The following is a 17,876-nucleotide window of genomic DNA, read 5'->3' as shown; positions in this document are numbered from 1 at the left end:
AGCTGATCCAGCGGCATACAAGTATTGTGGAATTGTTGACGAGTCACTTCTACCAGTTTAAATGGTCTCATTAGGTTCATATTTATAGATGGTGCAACCACAGATTGAGTCGTCCTGTTGATGGGAAAACAGTATCGAATAGATAGCGTATTAAAATAGTTTTAGTTTTAGCTTTACGAAACGATGTTCTCGTCGGAGCCCGAAGCCTTCAGCAGCCTAAACGTTGCTTGATCCTAAAACCTCAGTAATGATGTCTCATAAATTTTGAGATTAGTTCATATTGATACGTTCAGATGCGAGGTGACCAGTGGTTTTATAGATTGGCTAAGTCTTTATTTAGGCCAAGTTAATGAATGACTTTTAGAGGCACTATGTATTTATATTCCAACAGTATTTTTACATGGCGATAATTGTGATTACGATGCGAGGTTTATTTGAGGTTGGCCTAGATACGATAAAACCTAAAAATAGAGGCTCTATCGTATTATTAGTTCATATCAAGTAGCAACCATTGCTAAGTCTAGTGGTTATTTTGCAGATATGACATCGGCTGATTTAAAGTGCTCTGAGCTGTTATGAGCCTTGGTAATCGAGTTGTCGCCAAGCTTCATAGCTGATGATAGCAACCGCATTTGAAAGATTAAGGCTGCGACTCGTCGACATCATAGGAATACGCAAACGTTGTTCAGTCGGAATTGAGTCTATTATATCAGCAGGTAAGCCTCTGGTTTCTGGACCAAATAACAACACATCATCTTGTTTAAAGCTGAGTTCTGAATGTGGGCGACTGCCTTTGGTCGTACAAGCCATAATTCGCTTGCCTTGCATTGCTTCGAGAAAAGACTCGAAGTTTTTATGATGAATTACATTAGCCAAATCTGCATAATCTAGCCCGGCGCGGCGCAGCTTTTTATCTTCTAAATCAAAGCCCAAAGGCTCAATTAAGTGCAGTTTGCAGCCATTATTAGCGATTAATCTGATTATATTACCGGTGTTAGGGGCTATTTCGGGTTCGTAAAGCGCTATATGAAACATGCTGGCCTGCCTAAAAATGTATGAGCTGAGATTATTTTAATCTGTAATGGAGAGCATGAAAGCTCTTATTTGATCATTACTTAATGAATAATTCATTATACGGCAAAAAGTGGGTAGCGGAAAATAGCAGTGTAGCGTGAAGTGGCCCGTGAATATGAGAAATGCAGATATCCTCTTAAGCTATTTATCTCTATATTTGAGTAGATAGATACACTGGTTACCTATGAGCATTGTAATGGATCTCGCTAAACTTTCACGGATCAGTATGAAGCATCTGATCACCTTGCATGTCATGCTAGATACGCTAAGCGTAACTGCGAGTGCGGAACGATTATGCTTAAGCCCCTCGTCAGTGAGTAAAACGCTAAGTCAACTACGGCAAAGTCTTGATGATGATCTGTTTTATCGGCATGGAAACAAGCTTGTAGCAACCCCTTTGGCACGCCGTTTAGGTCCAAATGTCCACCAAATTATCAGTGATATGAACCTATTAGTGACCCAAGAGGCTTTCAGCCCTGCGGCCTATAAAGGTCGATTTTCCTTGGCGATGCGAGAAAGTACCTTTGAGCTACTTGCTGCTAAACTAACGGCACATGTCCTGTTGTTAGCCCCTAATATTCGACTCGACATCTTTGCTAAAGACAGTGTCGGTTTTGAGGGGTTAGTTAAAGGCAGTTTAGATTTTATAGTGCTGCCCCATGACCGAAGCCAGCCGCCCATTGCGCAGCATGAATTGGTGTGGGAGACATTAATAAATGACGAGATGGTGTGTTTAATGAATCCTAATCACCCTTTAGCCAATCAACATCATATCTCTATTGATGACTATCTTGGATATAGTCATATAGGTATTAGCGATACAGATCTGAATAGACCTTTTTTCGAGATGAAGTTGGCCCAGCAGGCTCTAAATCGAGCAGTGCCTTTGTCGGTGGCAGACTTTGGTAGTGCGGCCCTAATGTGTCATCACAGTGAGCTGTTATTTACTTGTTCACGCCGTTGGGCCGAAAATGCCATTCAGGCTAGAGGCCTAGTGACTAAAGCACTACCGCTTGATTACGGAGAGGTTGCGTATAGCTTGGTGTGGCACAAGCAGAGTATGAAGGATCCTGCACATCGTTGGTTCTATGAGCAGCTAGTCGATTTTACTCGGCAGCAGTTTCAGTCACGTGAATGAAAAGCATTTCTATCGGTATAGAGTGGGTAAAATGAGATTATTCACGCCGCGTCGAGCAAGTGCATTTGCGAGTTGTTGAATTTGCGCCTCAGTGCAACTTGGCCACATTAATGCGTCGCCTGTAACCCCGTGATGCTGAAATGCATTTAGCTTGATTCGTACAGCTACCGGCAGTTGGGCTAGATAGCTCGCCACAGCATCGATTTCGCTATCGAAGTCACTGACCTCTGGAATGTGCAGTAAACGGACCTCATACAATTTCCCCTGTTCGGCAAGCAGCTTCAATGCGCTAAAAACACGATGGTTATTCCGACCGGTAATATAGCGGTGGGTGTCTTGTTGCCAAGATTTAAGATCAATCATGGCACCTTGTATAAAGGGTAATACTTGTTGCCAACCATTTAGGCTTAGACTGCCGTTACTGTCTATCATGCAGCTTAGGTGTGCTAAATCCTTGCTCAACTGCATCTCTCGAAATAATGCAATAATAAAGGGCAGCTGCAAACTGGCTTCCCCCCCACTGATGGTGACACCATTAATAAAGTGCATTTGAGCGCGGATAAGAGTGAGTAGTTCATCGACACTATAACGCAGTGTTTTTGGCGTTGATTGTTTGGGGCAAACGGATAGACAGATGTCGCATTGGGTGCATAATTGTTGGTCCCAAACCACCTGACTTTTATTATCATCTGTAATCAGTGTGAGGGCTTTTGCTGGGCAGGTTGGTACGCAATCGCCACAACTATCACACCAGTCTATGGTGTGAGGATTGTGGCAATTTTTACAGTTAAAATTACATCCCTGTAGAAAGATAACAAGCCTGCTACCAGGCCCATCTACACAAGAGAAAGGAATGATTTGATTAACTGTTGCGACTCTATCCAAGTTAATGCGACTTCGCGTAGCTTGGAGCATTTTCATGAGCAACAACACGTGGTTGACGCTCAAGGATCTTAGTATTTATTGCCGCCTCTGCTCCTAAACCTGTGGTATTAGTGCGTGAACCCGCCTCTTTAAAACGAGCAATGTCTGACAGTTTAATCATGTAGCCTGTTACACGAACCAAATCGTTAGAGGCGACGTTAGCGGTAAACTCGCGAAAACCTAAGTTTAATGCGCCTTTACAGAGTTGGAACATGGCTTGTGGATTCGATTTAACCGTTTCATCAATCGTGAGAATGTCGCTGATCCCAGAAGTATAATATTGATGATGTTCCGCCAGTGCTTTGATGTGAGCTATTGGGTTTGGCTCGGTACCATAGGGAATACGCACACCGGGAGTGACATCTTTATCTAGACTAATACCGCCTTGAGAGTGCAGTAACGCACGGCCGTTATAGCCATAGTCAACTGGAGTTGATTTGACGATGGTATCCAGTGCTTTGGATATTTTATGACCAAGCTTATTCGCCGCTTGATGGTGACCGTAGTGAGGGCTTGGTTTCTCTGTATGAGATTCAGTTAGCTCTGGATTACCTTGCAGAATATTCACGGCTTCAGCCATGCCATAAATTCCGAACATAGGTGCAAAGCGTGACTCTTCAATTAGCCCCTCTTTGACTAAAAAACTGTTGAAAAAGTTAGATTCTTCATGCAGATACTGACAACGGGCATTAATTAGCTCATAGGTTAGCTGGCAGTATTGCGGCAACGTATTGTCAAAGAAATCACTGATGTCATTAGATCTTAGGGCAATCTCTTTTAGATTAAGTCTTACCAAGGTGTTAGCACCGCCAGCCAGTGGCAGTGAGTTATAACAGCTAACAATGCCAAAGCCTTTTTTATCATAGCTATTGGCGTGCATTGGATAGTTGGCTATATGCGGTTTACTGCACTCACAAATATTGCTCGCGGCAATGTGTAGTAGTTCATCGGGAGTCACTTGTGGATCGTACATAAACGTAAGATTGGGTGCAATTTGTTTAAGCTCTGCGTCGATCCTTAAAATTGTGCGGCAGACAATGTTATCCGTTGGGCCTATGTTCACGTGCATAAAGGCGTCAGGAAGGGTGCGATCTAGCATGATCCAAAATAGCTTTAGTTTGCGGTATAGGTTCTCAGTATCGATCCCTTGGCAGAATGGCAGCAAAACCTCATCCAGTTGACCTAGATACACCGGAATATTAGTTACTGAGGGGACATGGTGGTAAAGGATGGTGAGTGCATTAAGTGCTTCATCTAAGTCTTGTGCTGGGCTTAACTCTAAGTATTCAGAGCCTTGTTGTAAGTATTTGGCATAATCGGGCAAAACATATCGTGGTTTAAATGGTGCATGGCCTTCGAACATGTCGCAGATAATACCCGAATCCATGGCTTGTGTTACGTCTTCCGACACCGCTACATATGGCAAACTAGAATCTGCTTCTAGTGCTAAAAAGTTAGATTTTTGCTTTGGAGAAAGATTTAGGTCGCGGGTGATCTGGGAAAGTCGTTCTTGAATCGCCATGGCGTAATATCCATTAATATTGTATGGGTAATATATTAAGGCCTATTAGCTAGATTCTTATAGTGAAAAGCAGGCAAGGTGGTATTTCCATTATGGAAATTCAGCGGGGTAGATCTCGATTTTACAGAGAAATAGAGAGATAAATAGAAAGCCAAATATAGCGGCGGTGAAATCGCGAACTACATTTGGCTTTAGATGTTGCTAAGATACTGATGTTATCTAAAAGAAACCTAGTGGATTAACATCGTAGCTAATGAGTAGATTCTTGGTATTTTGGTAATGATCTAGCATCATTTTATGAGTCTCACGACCAATACCTGACCTCTTATAGCCTCCAAATGCAGCGTGAGCAGGATAAGCGTGATAACAGTTTATCCATACTCGACCCGCTTGAATACCGCGTCCCATTCGTTGAGCGGTATTCATATCGCGTGTCCATACACCCGCGCCAAGGCCATACGGAGTATCATTTGCGATGGCCAATGCTTCAGCTTCATCCTTAAAGGTGGTGACTGAAATGACGGGGCCAAAAATTTCTTCTTGGAAGATCCGCATATTATTAGTGCCCTTTAAGATGGTAGGGCGAATGTAAAAACCTTGGCTATGTTCACCTTCAAGCTTACAGAGATCGCCACCAACCAATACCTCAGCACCTTCATCTTTACCTATTTGCAGATAGCTGAGAATTTTATCAAATTGCTCTTGTGATGCTTGAGCGCCCACTTGCGTTTCAGTATCGAGTGGGTTGCTTTGTTTAATGGTTTTGCAGCGCTCAATGACTTTGGCAATAAACTTGTCATAAATCGACTCGTGGATCAGTGCTCGTGACGGACAAGTGCATACTTCACCTTGGTTAAAGAAGGCCAGTAACATGCCTTCTACGGCTTTATCGAGATACGCATCCTCATGATCCATTACATCAGCAAAATAGACATTCGGAGACTTACCACCCAGCTCAACCGTTGATGGGATCAACGACTCAGCCGCACATTTCAAAATATGATGACCCACTTCAGTCGAGCCAGTGAAGGCCAGTTTAGCGATTCGACTACTGGTAGCTAGTGCCTGACCCGCTTCGTTGCCAAAACCATTTACCACATTGAGCACACCTTTAGGGAGCAGGTCTTCAATTAACTCAAGCATCACTAAAATCGAGGCCGGGGTTTGCTCGGCAGGTTTTAATACCACGCAATTACCCGCGGCTAATGCGGGGGCAACTTTCCATGCAGCCATCAAAATAGGAAAGTTCCAAGGAATAATTTGGCCGACAACGCCTAATGGCTCAGGAAAATGATAACTTACAGTATTGGCATCAATATCTGCAGCGCTGCCTTCTTGGGCTCGAATACACCCCGCAAAATAGCGGAAATGGTCGACAACTAAAGGGAGATCGGCCGCTAACGTTTCACGTACTGCTTTACCATTATCCCAAGTCTCGGCTATAGCGAGGAGCTCTATATTTTGTTCAATACGATCAGCAACACGCAATAGAATATTAGCACGCTCGGTGACCGACGTTTTGCCCCAGCTCTCTTTGGCTTTGTGGGCGGCATCAAGTGCCAGCTCTATATCGTTAGTATCTGAGCGTGGGATCTGACAGAATACTTTTCCGTCGACGGGTGAAGGGTTATCAAAATAGACACCATTGACGGGTTTAACCCATTCACCACCAATAAAATTTTGATACTGTGATTTGAAATTAATGATGGCGTCAGGTGTTCCTGGTTTGCTATATATCATACTTATATCCTTCGTATGTTTTTTATGCGATAACTCAGTGTAGTAGCAAAGTAAAAGCGAGGATATAGGAATAAAGTCGAGTCGTTTATTGTGGGACAATTTAGCTATATTATTGCTCTATACACTAATCAATATGAGGTGGTTATACCTCTATGCATCCAGTGCATTATTTCTATGCAAAATATGCACTTCAGTCATAGATGTTTATGGCCTATGCTTCTCTCATCAGTTTAAATAGGAACTTGTCATGTTTAACGCGCTTGTTTTGACCCAAGAAGAAAAGCTTACCCAAGCTAATGTTCGTCAAATCTCAGAGACAGATCTGCCTGAAGGTGAGGTATTAGTCGCTGTTGCATGTTCATCACTGAACTACAAAGATGGTTTAGCGGTTACTGGTGTTGGTAGAATTATCCGTAATTTTCCTATGGTGCCTGGTATCGACTTTGCAGGTACGGTGCTTGAATCAAGTGACGAGCGTTATAAAGCGGGTGACAAGGTCATTTTAACGGGCTGGGGCGTAGGTGAAAATCACTGGGGCGGCTTAGCAGAGAAAGCCCGCGTGAATGCGGATTGGTTAGTTCCTATGCCTACAAATTGCGATGCAGCAAAAGCGATGCAAATAGGTACGGCTGGTTTAACGGCAATGTTATGCGTACAAGCATTGCAGCAAGCTGGAATTAAGCCAAGCGATGGTGATGTACTCGTCACCGGCGCTAGTGGTGGTGTCGGCAGTGTTGCAGTGACCTTACTATCGCAATTAGGTTACCGCGTAGTGGCAAGCTCTGGGCGTATTGAGCAGAATGGCCCTCTATTGACTAAGTTAGGTGCTAGCGAAGTAATAGAGCGTAGCGAGCTTGAAGTTGACTCAAGACCTCTAGAGAAGCAGCGTTGGGCGGGTGTTGTTGATACTGTAGGTAACAAAATCTTAGCGACAGCATTAGCACAAATGAAATATGGTGGTGCAGCAGCAATTTGTGGTCTTGCTGGTGGTTTTGCACTGCCAACGACCGTGATGCCATTTATCCTTCGTGGGGTAAACTTGCTCGGTGTTGATTCTGTATCTTGCCCATTTGAAAAACGCCAAGCAGCTTGGGAGGAGGTACTTAAGTTACTCCCCGCAAGTTATTATCAAGATGCCTGCGAGACTATTGCGCTTGAACAGGTACCTGAATTTGCACAACGCATCATTAAAGGCCAAGTCACAGGTCGAGTCCTTGTTAAGCTTTAATCATTGTTAATGACGTCAGAAAGCCCAGCAAATAACTGGGCTTTTTTGTGTCTATTTTTTGTATTAATCCTGCTTTAATTCGTGGAATTAACAGTTCTGCGGAGACTGACTTAACAAATTTTGAGTCACAGTAATAACCTCATTACGTAACCATTGCTGCGCTTTATCTTGCTCACTGCGAGAGTGCCAGAACAAGTTGTAATCTAAACTGGGTAACTTAAAAGGTAGAGGCTTAACTTTTAGCCCATGGCGCAGGGCTGCTATTTCTGCCATGCCTTCAGGTAACGTAATAATTAATGGGTTGATTGATTGCAAGGCTAAGGCGGTATCAAGATGCGGTGTCCTCAGCAGTTCAGTGCGCGCGGGATATTGGCTAATTTCATCATCGAGCAACGCTTTTACTCCATCACTAATAGCAATGGTTGCGTGAGGGTAATGCAGATAGTCATCTAGGGTGATCTCGGCATCTGCCAATGGATGATGGGGTGATAGTAAACAGCTAACGCCGACTTTACCCAGAAAGGTGTACTGCAACTGTCCGGTTTGACCTATAGCGCGGCAGATTGCCATATCGGCGCCTTTCACGCTGAGCTGCGCCTGCAGCTCGTTATGCTGAACCGGTAGTATCTCAAGTCTAATTTTAGGTGCCTGTTGATAAATGTTCGGCAGAATAAAAGGCACTAAAGCTTGCATTGCATAATCTGTTGCAGCGATAGAAAACTGTTGTTCACAATCAAACGGAACAAATGCTTTTGGGGTTAATAAGCTAATGAGTTGCCCAGTCGGTTGTTGTAACTGCTGGTAGCAATCGAGTGCAAACTGGGTTGGTACAAGATGTTGGCCAACACGGGAAAATAGTGGATCGTCGAGCATCTCTCGTAGACGAGCAAGAATGCGGCTTGTCGCTGATTGACTTAAGTGTAATCGCTTAGCAGCCTGAGTCACGCTGCGCTCTTCAACCAAAATTTGCAGAGCGATTAATAAGCTTAGGTCTTGGCGGTAGATATCTTCTAATTCCATAACTTCCCTGAAGCAAGCGGTTGGTTTAATAGTATGGACTCATGATGACATAGAAGCCTGCCGCTCAACATTTTTCTATACCATATAGAAAAACTTTTTGAGTGTTAGGGACCAAAAATGGACACTGGTTACAATAAATCAACTTCAGAGAGCTTATTATAATTGTTGTGGTGACATTGTTATTTTTGTTAATTTCCACCTAATGGTATAAAGCAAATAAAAGCTCGGAAAGTCAGAGCTACATTGGTTTTATTGATTGATAATTAGTGCTGGTGCATTGTTTGGAATTAATTCCAAAATACCTCAAAAGTAGTAAAAATCTTAAACATTAGATCTAAGCTTGAGTTTCTAAATGTTGTCATAATGTTTTAAATAAAGCTCTGCTTAACTCTCGTTTTGGAACTGGTTCCAGTCATATCATTGTTGCGTCTAATAAAACTATAGGGTGATGACAGATGAGCAATAAAGATCTGCTAGGACGCCGCAATTTCATTAAGGGAATGGGAGCTGCAGCAGGTGTCGCAATGGCTGCACCAGCAATGGCCATTTCTGAGAAAGCGGATGGCGTTAAATGGGACAAAGAAGTTGAAGTCCTTATTATTGGTTCCGGTTTTTCGGGGTTAGCGGCGGCAATTGAAGCCACACGCAAAGGCGCAAAAGACGTACATATTTTTGAAAAAATGTCGTACTTTGGCGGTAACTCAGCCATTAATGGTGGTTTGTTTGCTGCGCCTGGTACGCCAATGCAAAAAACTGAAGGCGTTCAAGATTCAGTTGACCGCATGGTCGCAGATCAGCTTAAATCTGGCCGTGGTATCGCTGATGAAGCTTTACTTCGTCACGTGGCTTCGCATGCAGTAGAAGCACTGCAAATGACATTAGATGCAGGCTCTGAATTCCATCCTTATCTGCAGCAGTTAGGTGGTCACTCGGTAGCACGTACTTATCAAACTACCGTCAGTTGTGGTGCTGGTATTACTCAACCGCTACTTAATGAATGTCGTAAACTCGGTGTTCATACTCATAACCGCGCTAAGTTCGAAGGTTTCTTAGTGGGTGAACAAGGCGAAGTTGTTGGCGTTAAAATGCGCGAAAACTATCACTTTGAAGAAGATCAGCCAGGTAAAGTGATTAATATCCGTGCCAAGCGCGGCGTGATTATGGCAACAGGTGGCTTTGCCCAGAACGTTGATTTACGTATGGCGCAAGATCCAACGCTAACAGCTGAAGTGGGTTGTACTAACGCCCCCGGTGCTACGGGCGAAGGTATGTATGAGATGTTCCGCTTAGGCGCCATCCCTGTACATTTAGCGCACATTCAATCTGGCCCTTGGGCGTCACCTGATGAAGGTGGATTCGGTTATGTGTCTAACTATTCTATCTACAATTTCCCTCATTCAATGGCGGTAAACCGTCTAACGGGTAAGCGTTTCATGAACGAAATTGCTGACCGTAAGACGCGTGCTGATGCTGAGCTAAGTTGCCGTGATGAAAAGGGTAACGCACTGCCTCCAATCTTGATCACTAGCTATAAGGATTCTAAAAAGCATCCGAATACTAAGAAAGTAATCAAGTACAACGTCGGTTGGAAGTTTGATTCAGTTGAAGAACTAGCCAAACATTTTGAAGTGCCACTTACAGCGCTGAAAGCTCAGATCGCAGAGTATAACGAATACGTTAAGTCTGGTGATGACAAGCAGTTCGGTAAGAATATGACTAAGGCTAAAGATAAGTTTATCCAAGCGCCATTCACCGTCGTAAGACTATGGCCAAAAGTGCATTATTGCCAAGGTGGTGTACAGGTCAATACTAAAGCCGAAGTGAAAGACAGCTTCACAGGTCAGTCTATCTCTGGTCTATATGCAGCCGGTGAAGTCTGTGGTGGTATTCATGGTGTGAGCCGTTTAGGTAGTTGCTCAATTCCGGAATGCATGGTGATGGGTATGACAGCTGCACGCAGCGTCATGAAAGCCTAAATTTACCAGATAATAAAAGGAATGAGTGATGAGTAAATTTAAAGCGGTATTAGCGCTAACATTGGGTTGCCTGTTAACTCTATCTGCACAAGCAGTAGAGGTGCGAGACCACCATAAAGAAGTGATCGGTAAAGACTGTAAAACATGCCACGACAATGGCATCAAACAGTTTCCATCAGATCAAGCATGTTTGCAGTGTCATGATGTAGATGACTTGGCAGAGCAAACAGCGCGTAACGAAGAAGATAAGTGGCAGAATCCACATAACAACCTGCATTACGGTAAAGAGTTACCTTGCCAAGAGTGTCATGGCGAGCATACATCTAAAAAGCCATTATGCAGTAACTGCCATACTTTTAAGTTTGATAAATTTAAAGAGTAAACGGTAAACCACTCATTGTGATGAGTGGCGTTTCATCTCAATTATCCTAATCATTAGGATCAGGCCATGCTACTCAGTAATGGCCTTTTTTATTGAAATAAAATTTATAAGATCCCTGCAAGTTTCTATAAGTTAATATTAGCCTCGCAATTTTATTGCGGGGCTTTTTATTTGTGTGGATATACATCTATTACTATTAGTAAAGTTTTATTGATTAAGTTCTAATTTAATTAATACAATTAAATTTTGTCATCATATTTTGGTTATGTGATACAGATGATGATTTTTTTGATAAAAGTTTGTGGTTTAATCATTTTTGGAAATGATTCCAAATATAATATTACGCGGAGTTTTATATTATATAATTAAACAATAATGGTGATGTATGAACTGTAAAATAGTATTGGGAGCTTTGCTTCTGTCCAATAGTGTCGCGGCAGCTGAGATTCCAGATTTCTTAGATGCTAATGAGATTAAGTCGGCAAAGTTTAGTTGTTTAGCTGAGCAAGCAAAATATTCTGCTGATGACCAAAAGTATGTCGATATTCTATGGGATGAGACTTTAACCTATCTAAAAGCTTACGCTATTGCACTGACCAACGATCAAACAAGCGGTTGCCTTAATTCGGACTCGGCTATGATTGACTCGACAGAGGGCGGTCAACGTATGTGCTTGATGGATAGGCGTGATATGAAGTTGATGGTGAAAAACATCTATCAGGTGATTAATAACGCTGATGAAGCAAAAAAGTGCTTTGGTGCACGTGAAGACGTTGCTTGGATCTACAATCCAGGTGGTGAGCTAACGGAAAACTCTCCCGTGGCGAAATGGCTGAATCGCACTACTTTTGAGACCTTTTTTAAAGAGAAGGTCACTAACCCTGAAGTGAAAAAGTTAGGTAAGAGTTTTACCGATAATTTTTACAAGATGGTGACGGGTGATGAAGTCAAAATGCCTGCGGTATTTCCTTATGACATTAGTGCTAACGCGTTACCCAACCTATGGGCTGCGGCGGGTTGGTTCCCTATGTACGCAGAAGAAAGTAAGCGTAACGATAAGAACTTTAACAATATTCGTGGTGGTTATGCATACGCTGAAATATTTGGTCATTGGGGCTTATTACGTATTGATGAAATTAATGGCGAAAAGGTCGGTGCAGAAGTGGGTATGACAGTACAATCTGTTGATACCTTGTATCCGTTCCATAATCACGCAATCTCTGAGATGTACTACAACATGCGTGTGCCAGCTTGTACCAATCAGTTCAAAACAATGGCTATCCGTGAAGATTCACCTCTTGTTACAACCGTAAAAGAGGATGACAAAATACGTCGAGTGCAATTTGATGAAGGTCAGCATAATTCACAAACTATGTGGTTATCAGGTAGCAGCGAACAAGATCCATTGATCTACTTCCACCAGAATACTATCCATGCATTTGATGTTGACGGTAGTTGCGAAGCTAAGCCTGAAGAGCGCGCTATCGTATCAGTCTGGGCCAGAAGTAACGCGAATGACAAGCGTAATGACTATGGCACAACTTTGCTGTGCGAATCAGCTGAAAATCCGGGAACACCGGCTAAACGTGGCGAAGTTATTCAGTGTGATTTAACCAAAATCAAATGGTAGTGATTTAATATGGCGATAGATAAAATCTATTGCCTATTAATTTAATCCCACTGTAGATATAACCCTCTCAATTAATTTTTTAACACTATATTATTTTTTAAATAAAAGGACGTATTCGATGAGCAAGCTAAATATAGCGCTGACTTTTTCGGCGCTGGTAGCTATTACGAGTAACTTTGCAGTTGCTGATGATTTAAAAGTTGGTGGTTCAGTTCGTGCTAATTACAGTTATAGTGATTATTCTGAATCGTCAAAAGATAAAATTGGTGATCTCGACTTTAACTTATTATCCGTTACTTTTTCAGACAAATGGAATGATATTGGCGTTAAAGCTGAATATCGGTTTTATCAAGGTTATGATTTCTTAAAATATGGTTATGCTTATTGGGATGTCAATGAAGACTTAACGGTTAGCGGCGGCGTTATCAATAAACCTTTTGGTAATAAGGGCTACGCATCGCATAACTGGTGGTATAGCTTAAACTACTATTTGGGCTTTGAAGACGATTATGGTGTTGGTGTTGCGGCAAAATATCAAAATGGTCGTTCACTAACAGAGTTCGCCTTTATTAAGAATGCGGTATATGGCGGCAGTGATCATCGAGATTTTGCGGGTACGGTAGCTAAAGGCACGGTTGATGGTACGAGTTATAATAACGAAGAAGCTAATACTTTAGCGGCTCGTCAAAGCTTTACGCTTACGAATGGGGAATTGATTACGATAGTGGGTGCATCACTTGAGTACGGACAACTCTATAACTCAGCGTTTGGTGAAAATGGCGATACTCTTAATTATGCTGCACACCTTGATATGAGTTATGACGGATGGGGCCTTCAAGCACAATATTTAGCTTATGATTATGATCAATATGACGATGGTCAAATTGATCCGAATAAGATTGGTATGGGCATGTTAGATGGGTTTTTTGAAGTTGCTAGCAAAGGTAATATCTATACCGCTAACTTATCAAAAAACATCACAACTTCATGGGGAAGCTACACGCTCTATAATGACTTTAGTATGGTACAGCCAGATGTTGAAGCGTTTGATGATTCATTGCTAAATACCACGGGTGTGTCATTAGCATATGGTCCAGTCTTTGTTTATGTTGACTATTATATGGCTAAAAACGTCTTATGGTTGGGTGGCAACAGCTTAGGCTTAACCCAAGCTGATGACGATTGGGATCAACGATTTAATATCAACTTCGCTTACTACTTCTAGTGGCTTACTCACTGTAGAGGTTAGTTTAAAAACATAAAAAAATGCCAACAATATTGTTGGCATTTTTTGTTTAACAGATTTGAAGCCGTGGTTAACTGGGATTGACAGTTTGAGTGACTTCACCCAAGTCAGTTACATTGGCTTTTATTAAGTTAATTAATTGATTTGTGGCCTCAGTTTGTGTCTCTGGATTGAGATACAAGGACTCATTGAAAATCGGCAGTGGTGGGATATTGTGTTTAATAGGATCGATAATTTGCATCTTGTCACTAATTCGAAATTCGGCGACGGGAGCGATCACTAAGTCATTTTCGACCGCCATACATATTGCCGCTGGCGATGGGGTTGATAGTAATACACTCATCGGGCGCATGGATATTCTATGGTTGGCAAAAACCTGTGCGCGAATGGGGCAGTTTTCAGGATACAAAGCCATAGGCACGGTTTCCCGTTTATGGGCATTGCCCTCTTTTGCCGCAACCCAATGAAAACGACGTTCAAATAGCAGTTCACCATGACCGGCTGCAGGTGCTTGCCAGTGAGTCGCAACAATGACATCGAATTCACCGTTGTGCAGTCGCTTATAAAGATTACCACTCACGTCGGTATCGATGACTAGCTCGATGCAAGTAAACTCGCGAATAAACTCCAGCAAACAACTGCCGAGATAACGGTTGATGTAATCTGTCGGCACACCTAGTCGTATCACTTCACGGTTTTGACAATCCTTTAGTTCATCAAGTGCTTGTGAGCTGAGTTGCATCATCTTATAAGCGTAGTTAAGTAACGTCTTACCAGACTCAGTTAGCGTGACACCTTTGTTGTCTCTGAGTAACAAAGGTTGACCTACGCTTTCCTCTAACTTCTTGATTTGTAAGCTAATGGTTGATTGTGTGCGGCAGAGTTTATCCGCCGCCTTGGAAAGGTTTCCACATTCAGCTACCGCAATAAAGCTTTCTAACAATTCAATTTTTAACATGGGCTATTGAGTTTATTCATAGTGGTATCAGTATTACTCAATACCGCCGTAAGTCCTAGGCTGCTATGTTATGAATGTGAAGTTTATTTAAACTAATTGTTAGATTCGTGAAGAGGTCGACATGAGTAATTGGCAACAACGAGAAAGCTACTTAACTGACGTTGCGGAGCGATGCCTGCGTGGCCATAAAAGTTTTGACTTACGGCGTTCTCATTTGGTTGAAGCTAGTCAGATCTCTAAAGGTACAATCTATAATCATTTTCCAAGTGAAGCGGATTTAATGGTGACGGTGGCGACGGCACACTTTAAGAAGCGTTTAGAAAGAGCCGCTATCGACGAAAGCCAATATCAAGACTGTTTAACGCGCTTTTTGATGCACCATTGCTGGGGTATACGTGACGATCTCTTATATAATCGTTTTATTATTTCGAGAGTGATGCCAAATTCTGAACTCCTTGAGCAAGCAACTGACGATAATCGTTGTGCTTTTGGACAAGCTTATGGCGACTATATTGAATGGAATCGTCAGTTAATAAAAGCCGTTGGTATTGTTGAAGGTTTTAATCGAGCAGAGCTGGTGGCCAATTATTTACGCGGCGCACATATTAATTGTGATGATGCGGGTAAGCACTACAATGACGCTAACTTATACCATCAGTTTAGTTACGCATTGGCACAATTAATGGGACACTCAGATAAGCGGATCCCCAAGCTGAGCGACTATATAAACTGGCTTGCGTCATTAGAAGCGACCGCAAGCGCGGCATAGTCCATACCCAAGTCATATGGGTATGGAGTCCCGTTTACGCCAAGGGCAATGTTATGGTAATTTTAAGACCCGTGGGGGAGCCGTTTTCAGCTTTTATCTGACCTTGATGCGCAGTCACCGCAGCTTCAGCAATTGCTAAGCCTAAGCCCCATCCGCCAGACTCTCTATCTCTTGCAGATTGCGGACGATAGAAGGGTTTAAAAATAGCTTCTAAGTCGGCAGTATCTGGGATCCCGGGTCCATCATCGATAATTTCAAGTTTAATTAATTGACCTGTAATTGAAGCTTGAATAGTAATTTGTGAAGTTGCATATCGAATCGCATTACGCAGCAAGTTCTCTACCGCCCTAGACAGTGGCCTAGGGTAAAGCGGCACTCGTATCGATTCATCGATATCAATATGTAGCTGTTTGTTTTGTTGTTGAGCCTCAAAATCGGCATCATCTAGCACCTGACTTAAGGCCTCTGCAAGTTCTAAGTTGCGCTTAGACTCGCTGGCATTGAGCTTAACCCGTGACAGTTCTAGTAACTCGGCAATCATCTGTTCCAACAAATCCGCTTCGTACTCTATTCGCTGTGTTTCTTGGGTTTCTTGACCTTTTTTACGGCTTAGCGCCAGTGATAGCTTGAGCCTAGTCAATGGTGTTCTGAGTTCATGTGAGATATCGCTTATCAATCGCTGTTGGCTTTTGACCATATCTTCAACAGAATCTGCCATCCCGTTAAATGCTTGAGCAAGCTGTCCAATTTCATCATTACGCTTGGCTGTTGCACTGTCGACACGGCTGCTTAAATCACCATTAGCTAAGGCGTCAGCACTGCTTTTTAGTGAACGTAAAGGTTTGCCTAGATGCCAGGCAAAAAGTCCGCAGAGCAAGCCTGACAATAAAATTGCAATACTTAAGGTGAGGATTTTGTTATCAATAAAAAAGAAAAACCAAGGTCGAGGGTGATGCTCGGGTAAACGACCATATAAAGCGTATTGCTTACCTTCTGCTTTAAACTCATATGGACCAAATAACAGCTCATCTCTGAATTGATGCTTTATTGGTTTACCGGCTTCATCAGCCATCAGCATAAACCGACGTAGAGCTCGTGAAGGTTTATGAGTATTGAGCACACGTGAGTTTTCATCGACAAGGTAGATCCTTACCGGGCGACCATCTCTCTGTTTGAAGCGGCTCAAGCGCTTCATCCTATCGGGTTGCATTACTTGGGGTGAGTCAATGATCTTCTGTGCCAGCTTTGCTAACATGCTCTCGAGGCGAGGAGGTAACTCTGACTGGTCATGGTTTTGCTGTAATAGCGGCAGCAAACCGATGAGGGCTATGATCAATGAGCTACATAACCAAAAGCCGAGCAGTAACTTTACAAAAATATTGTTGGGACTTTTTCTCAATGACATTTAAGGTAACCAGATATAACCTTTGCCACGAATCGTTTTAACTCGTGGACGACCATCAATACGTTCAGGCATCTTTTTACGTAAGTTAGACAGATGCATGTCTAAACTACGATCAAATGGCATCAGCTTCTTTCCCAGCACTTTTTCACTGAGTGTCTCTTTAGACGCGAGCTCACCGGCATGTTGTACTAACTCAAACAGTAAACTAAATTCAGTTCCGGTCAGAATGATAAGCAGTTCCTGACAATGCACCTCTTGACGAGCAGGATCTAGACTGAGATCACCAAAGGACTGTATTGTTTGAGTATTGTCATTAGGTTTAATATTCGTGCGTCTGATAATGGCGCGAATACGTGCGACGAGTTCGCGATCATTGAATGGTTTTGGGAGGTAGTCATCTGCGCCAATCTCAAGGCCAACGACTCTGTCTATTTCATCGCCTCGTGCCGTTAACATCAATACCGGAGTTTGCTTCTTGGTACGCAGTGCACGTAATACTTCAAAACCATTGAGTTTAGGTAGCATCACATCGAGCAAGATGAGATCAAATGTTTGTTGTAATGCGAGCTCGAGTCCTGCCTGGCCATCATGGGCTAATGTCAGTTCAAACCCTTCTAGTTCTAATAGTTGTGCCAGTAATTCAGAAAGACCTAAGTCATCATCTATCAACAGTATACGGCTCATGCTAACCCTTTTTATTACGCTCAATATCAGGAGTATACCTTGTTTGATGTCAATTGCTGTTTAGCAGTGTAATTCAATGTAAAGGTCATTTAGTCATGTCGTCGGCATTTAGGTTTACTGCGTCAGCTTTACAGTGTTTTACGTAAGCTAAACCCTCGCTTACATTGCAATGGTTACACT

The 17,876-nt window shown here is 42.6% G+C and carries 15 protein-coding genes; 7 read left to right on the top strand and 8 right to left on the bottom strand.

The window, feature by feature from the left end:
* Positions 1-573: 573 nt before the first annotated feature.
* Entirely contained in the window at positions 574-1,035 is a 462-nt protein-coding gene (trmL, locus tag CXF83_RS22420; RefSeq protein ID WP_101089203.1) for a tRNA (uridine(34)/cytosine(34)/5-carboxymethylaminomethyluridine(34)-2'-O)-methyltransferase TrmL, read from the bottom strand.
* 235 nt (positions 1,036-1,270) lie between these two features.
* On the opposite strand from trmL, the gene CXF83_RS22415 reads away from it, so the two are divergent.
* On the top strand, positions 1,271-2,212 hold the full coding sequence (locus tag CXF83_RS22415; RefSeq protein WP_101089204.1) for a LysR family transcriptional regulator: 942 nt from the start codon (positions 1,271-1,273) through the stop codon (positions 2,210-2,212).
* Between the two features lie 9 nt (positions 2,213-2,221).
* Here CXF83_RS22415 and CXF83_RS22410 read toward each other — a convergent pair whose 3' ends face one another.
* From CXF83_RS22410 to exaC, 3 genes are all read right to left on the bottom strand, one after another.
* Positions 2,222-3,133: a YjjW family glycine radical enzyme activase gene (locus CXF83_RS22410; RefSeq protein ID WP_232775179.1), complete on the bottom strand. Its 912-nt coding sequence runs from the start codon at positions 3,131-3,133 to the stop codon at positions 2,222-2,224.
* Positions 3,099-4,658: a YjjI family glycine radical enzyme gene (locus CXF83_RS22405; protein ID WP_101089205.1), complete on the bottom strand. Its 1,560-nt coding sequence runs from the start codon at positions 4,656-4,658 to the stop codon at positions 3,099-3,101. The genes CXF83_RS22410 and CXF83_RS22405 overlap by 35 nt, the downstream gene beginning before the upstream one ends.
* A gap of 219 nt (positions 4,659-4,877) precedes the next feature.
* Positions 4,878-6,398, bottom strand: a complete 1,521-nt coding sequence (gene exaC / locus CXF83_RS22400; protein ID WP_101089206.1) for an acetaldehyde dehydrogenase ExaC — start codon at positions 6,396-6,398, stop codon at positions 4,878-4,880.
* 247 nt (positions 6,399-6,645) lie between these two features.
* On the opposite strand from exaC, the gene acuI reads away from it, so the two are divergent.
* The gene (gene acuI, locus CXF83_RS22395; RefSeq protein ID WP_101089207.1) at positions 6,646-7,626 is read left to right on the top strand and encodes an acrylyl-CoA reductase (NADPH); all 981 of its coding nucleotides are present in this window, start codon (positions 6,646-6,648) and stop codon (positions 7,624-7,626) included.
* A gap of 87 nt (positions 7,627-7,713) precedes the next feature.
* Here acuI and CXF83_RS22390 read toward each other — a convergent pair whose 3' ends face one another.
* Complete coding sequence (locus tag CXF83_RS22390; protein WP_101089208.1) at positions 7,714-8,646, bottom strand: LysR family transcriptional regulator; 933 nt, start codon at positions 8,644-8,646, stop codon at positions 7,714-7,716.
* A 455-nt stretch (positions 8,647-9,101) separates the two neighbouring features.
* On the opposite strand from CXF83_RS22390, the gene CXF83_RS22385 reads away from it, so the two are divergent.
* From CXF83_RS22385 to CXF83_RS22370, 4 genes are all read left to right on the top strand, one after another.
* On the top strand, positions 9,102-10,622 hold the full coding sequence (locus CXF83_RS22385; protein ID WP_101098067.1) for a flavocytochrome c: 1,521 nt from the start codon (positions 9,102-9,104) through the stop codon (positions 10,620-10,622).
* A gap of 28 nt (positions 10,623-10,650) precedes the next feature.
* Entirely contained in the window at positions 10,651-11,004 is a 354-nt protein-coding gene (locus CXF83_RS22380; RefSeq protein WP_101098066.1) for a cytochrome c3 family protein, read from the top strand.
* 385 nt (positions 11,005-11,389) lie between these two features.
* Positions 11,390-12,634 carry a hypothetical protein gene (locus CXF83_RS22920; protein ID WP_101089574.1) on the top strand — a complete coding sequence of 415 codons (1,245 nt, stop codon included), beginning with the start codon at positions 11,390-11,392 and terminating at the stop codon, positions 12,632-12,634.
* Positions 12,635-12,752: 118 nt separating this feature from the next.
* The gene (locus CXF83_RS22370; protein ID WP_101089573.1) at positions 12,753-13,859 is read left to right on the top strand and encodes a hypothetical protein; all 1,107 of its coding nucleotides are present in this window, start codon (positions 12,753-12,755) and stop codon (positions 13,857-13,859) included.
* 91 nt (positions 13,860-13,950) lie between these two features.
* Here the strand turns inward: CXF83_RS22370 and CXF83_RS22365 are convergent, their stop codons facing one another.
* Positions 13,951-14,838, bottom strand: a complete 888-nt coding sequence (locus CXF83_RS22365; RefSeq protein ID WP_101089572.1) for a LysR family transcriptional regulator — start codon at positions 14,836-14,838, stop codon at positions 13,951-13,953.
* Positions 14,839-14,959: 121 nt separating this feature from the next.
* On the opposite strand from CXF83_RS22365, the gene CXF83_RS22360 reads away from it, so the two are divergent.
* Positions 14,960-15,607: a TetR/AcrR family transcriptional regulator gene (locus CXF83_RS22360; protein WP_101089571.1), complete on the top strand. Its 648-nt coding sequence runs from the start codon at positions 14,960-14,962 to the stop codon at positions 15,605-15,607.
* 34 nt (positions 15,608-15,641) lie between these two features.
* Here the strand turns inward: CXF83_RS22360 and CXF83_RS22355 are convergent, their stop codons facing one another.
* Together CXF83_RS22355 and CXF83_RS22350 are read right to left on the bottom strand one after the other, a co-directional pair.
* Positions 15,642-17,012, bottom strand: coding sequence for an ATP-binding protein (locus CXF83_RS22355; protein WP_101089570.1), 1,371 nt, complete (start codon positions 17,010-17,012; stop codon positions 15,642-15,644).
* Complete coding sequence (locus CXF83_RS22350; RefSeq protein ID WP_101089569.1) at positions 17,013-17,696, bottom strand: response regulator; 684 nt, start codon at positions 17,694-17,696, stop codon at positions 17,013-17,015.
* Positions 17,697-17,876: the final 180 nt, after the last annotated feature.

The sequence above is a fragment of the Shewanella sp. Choline-02u-19 genome, from assembly GCF_002836205.1.
Lineage (GTDB): Bacteria > Pseudomonadota > Gammaproteobacteria > Enterobacterales > Shewanellaceae > Shewanella.
The sequence above is the reverse complement of the archived record's forward strand: the minus strand, read 5'-3'. Positions and strand labels throughout refer to the sequence as shown.

Excerpts from the sequence above, each read along its gene's own strand:
- trmL (WP_101089203.1), bottom strand. The coding sequence starts at position 1,035 with ATGTTTCATATAGCGCTTTACGAACCCGAAATAGCCCCTAACACCGGT.
- CXF83_RS22415 (WP_101089204.1), top strand. The coding sequence starts at position 1,271 with ATGGATCTCGCTAAACTTTCACGGATCAGTATGAAGCATCTGATCACC.
- CXF83_RS22410 (WP_232775179.1), bottom strand. The coding sequence starts at position 3,133 with ATGAAAATGCTCCAAGCTACGCGAAGTCGCATTAACTTGGATAGAGTC.
- CXF83_RS22405 (WP_101089205.1), bottom strand. The coding sequence starts at position 4,658 with ATGGCGATTCAAGAACGACTTTCCCAGATCACCCGCGACCTAAATCTT.
- exaC (WP_101089206.1), bottom strand. The coding sequence starts at position 6,398 with ATGATATATAGCAAACCAGGAACACCTGACGCCATCATTAATTTCAAA.
- acuI (WP_101089207.1), top strand. The coding sequence starts at position 6,646 with ATGTTTAACGCGCTTGTTTTGACCCAAGAAGAAAAGCTTACCCAAGCT.
- CXF83_RS22390 (WP_101089208.1), bottom strand. The coding sequence starts at position 8,646 with ATGGAATTAGAAGATATCTACCGCCAAGACCTAAGCTTATTAATCGCT.
- CXF83_RS22385 (WP_101098067.1), top strand. The coding sequence starts at position 9,102 with ATGAGCAATAAAGATCTGCTAGGACGCCGCAATTTCATTAAGGGAATG.
- CXF83_RS22380 (WP_101098066.1), top strand. The coding sequence starts at position 10,651 with ATGAGTAAATTTAAAGCGGTATTAGCGCTAACATTGGGTTGCCTGTTA.
- CXF83_RS22920 (WP_101089574.1), top strand. The coding sequence starts at position 11,390 with ATGAACTGTAAAATAGTATTGGGAGCTTTGCTTCTGTCCAATAGTGTC.
- CXF83_RS22370 (WP_101089573.1), top strand. The coding sequence starts at position 12,753 with ATGAGCAAGCTAAATATAGCGCTGACTTTTTCGGCGCTGGTAGCTATT.
- CXF83_RS22365 (WP_101089572.1), bottom strand. The coding sequence starts at position 14,838 with ATGTTAAAAATTGAATTGTTAGAAAGCTTTATTGCGGTAGCTGAATGT.
- CXF83_RS22360 (WP_101089571.1), top strand. The coding sequence starts at position 14,960 with ATGAGTAATTGGCAACAACGAGAAAGCTACTTAACTGACGTTGCGGAG.
- CXF83_RS22355 (WP_101089570.1), bottom strand. The coding sequence starts at position 17,012 with ATGTCATTGAGAAAAAGTCCCAACAATATTTTTGTAAAGTTACTGCTC.
- CXF83_RS22350 (WP_101089569.1), bottom strand. The coding sequence starts at position 17,696 with ATGAGCCGTATACTGTTGATAGATGATGACTTAGGTCTTTCTGAATTA.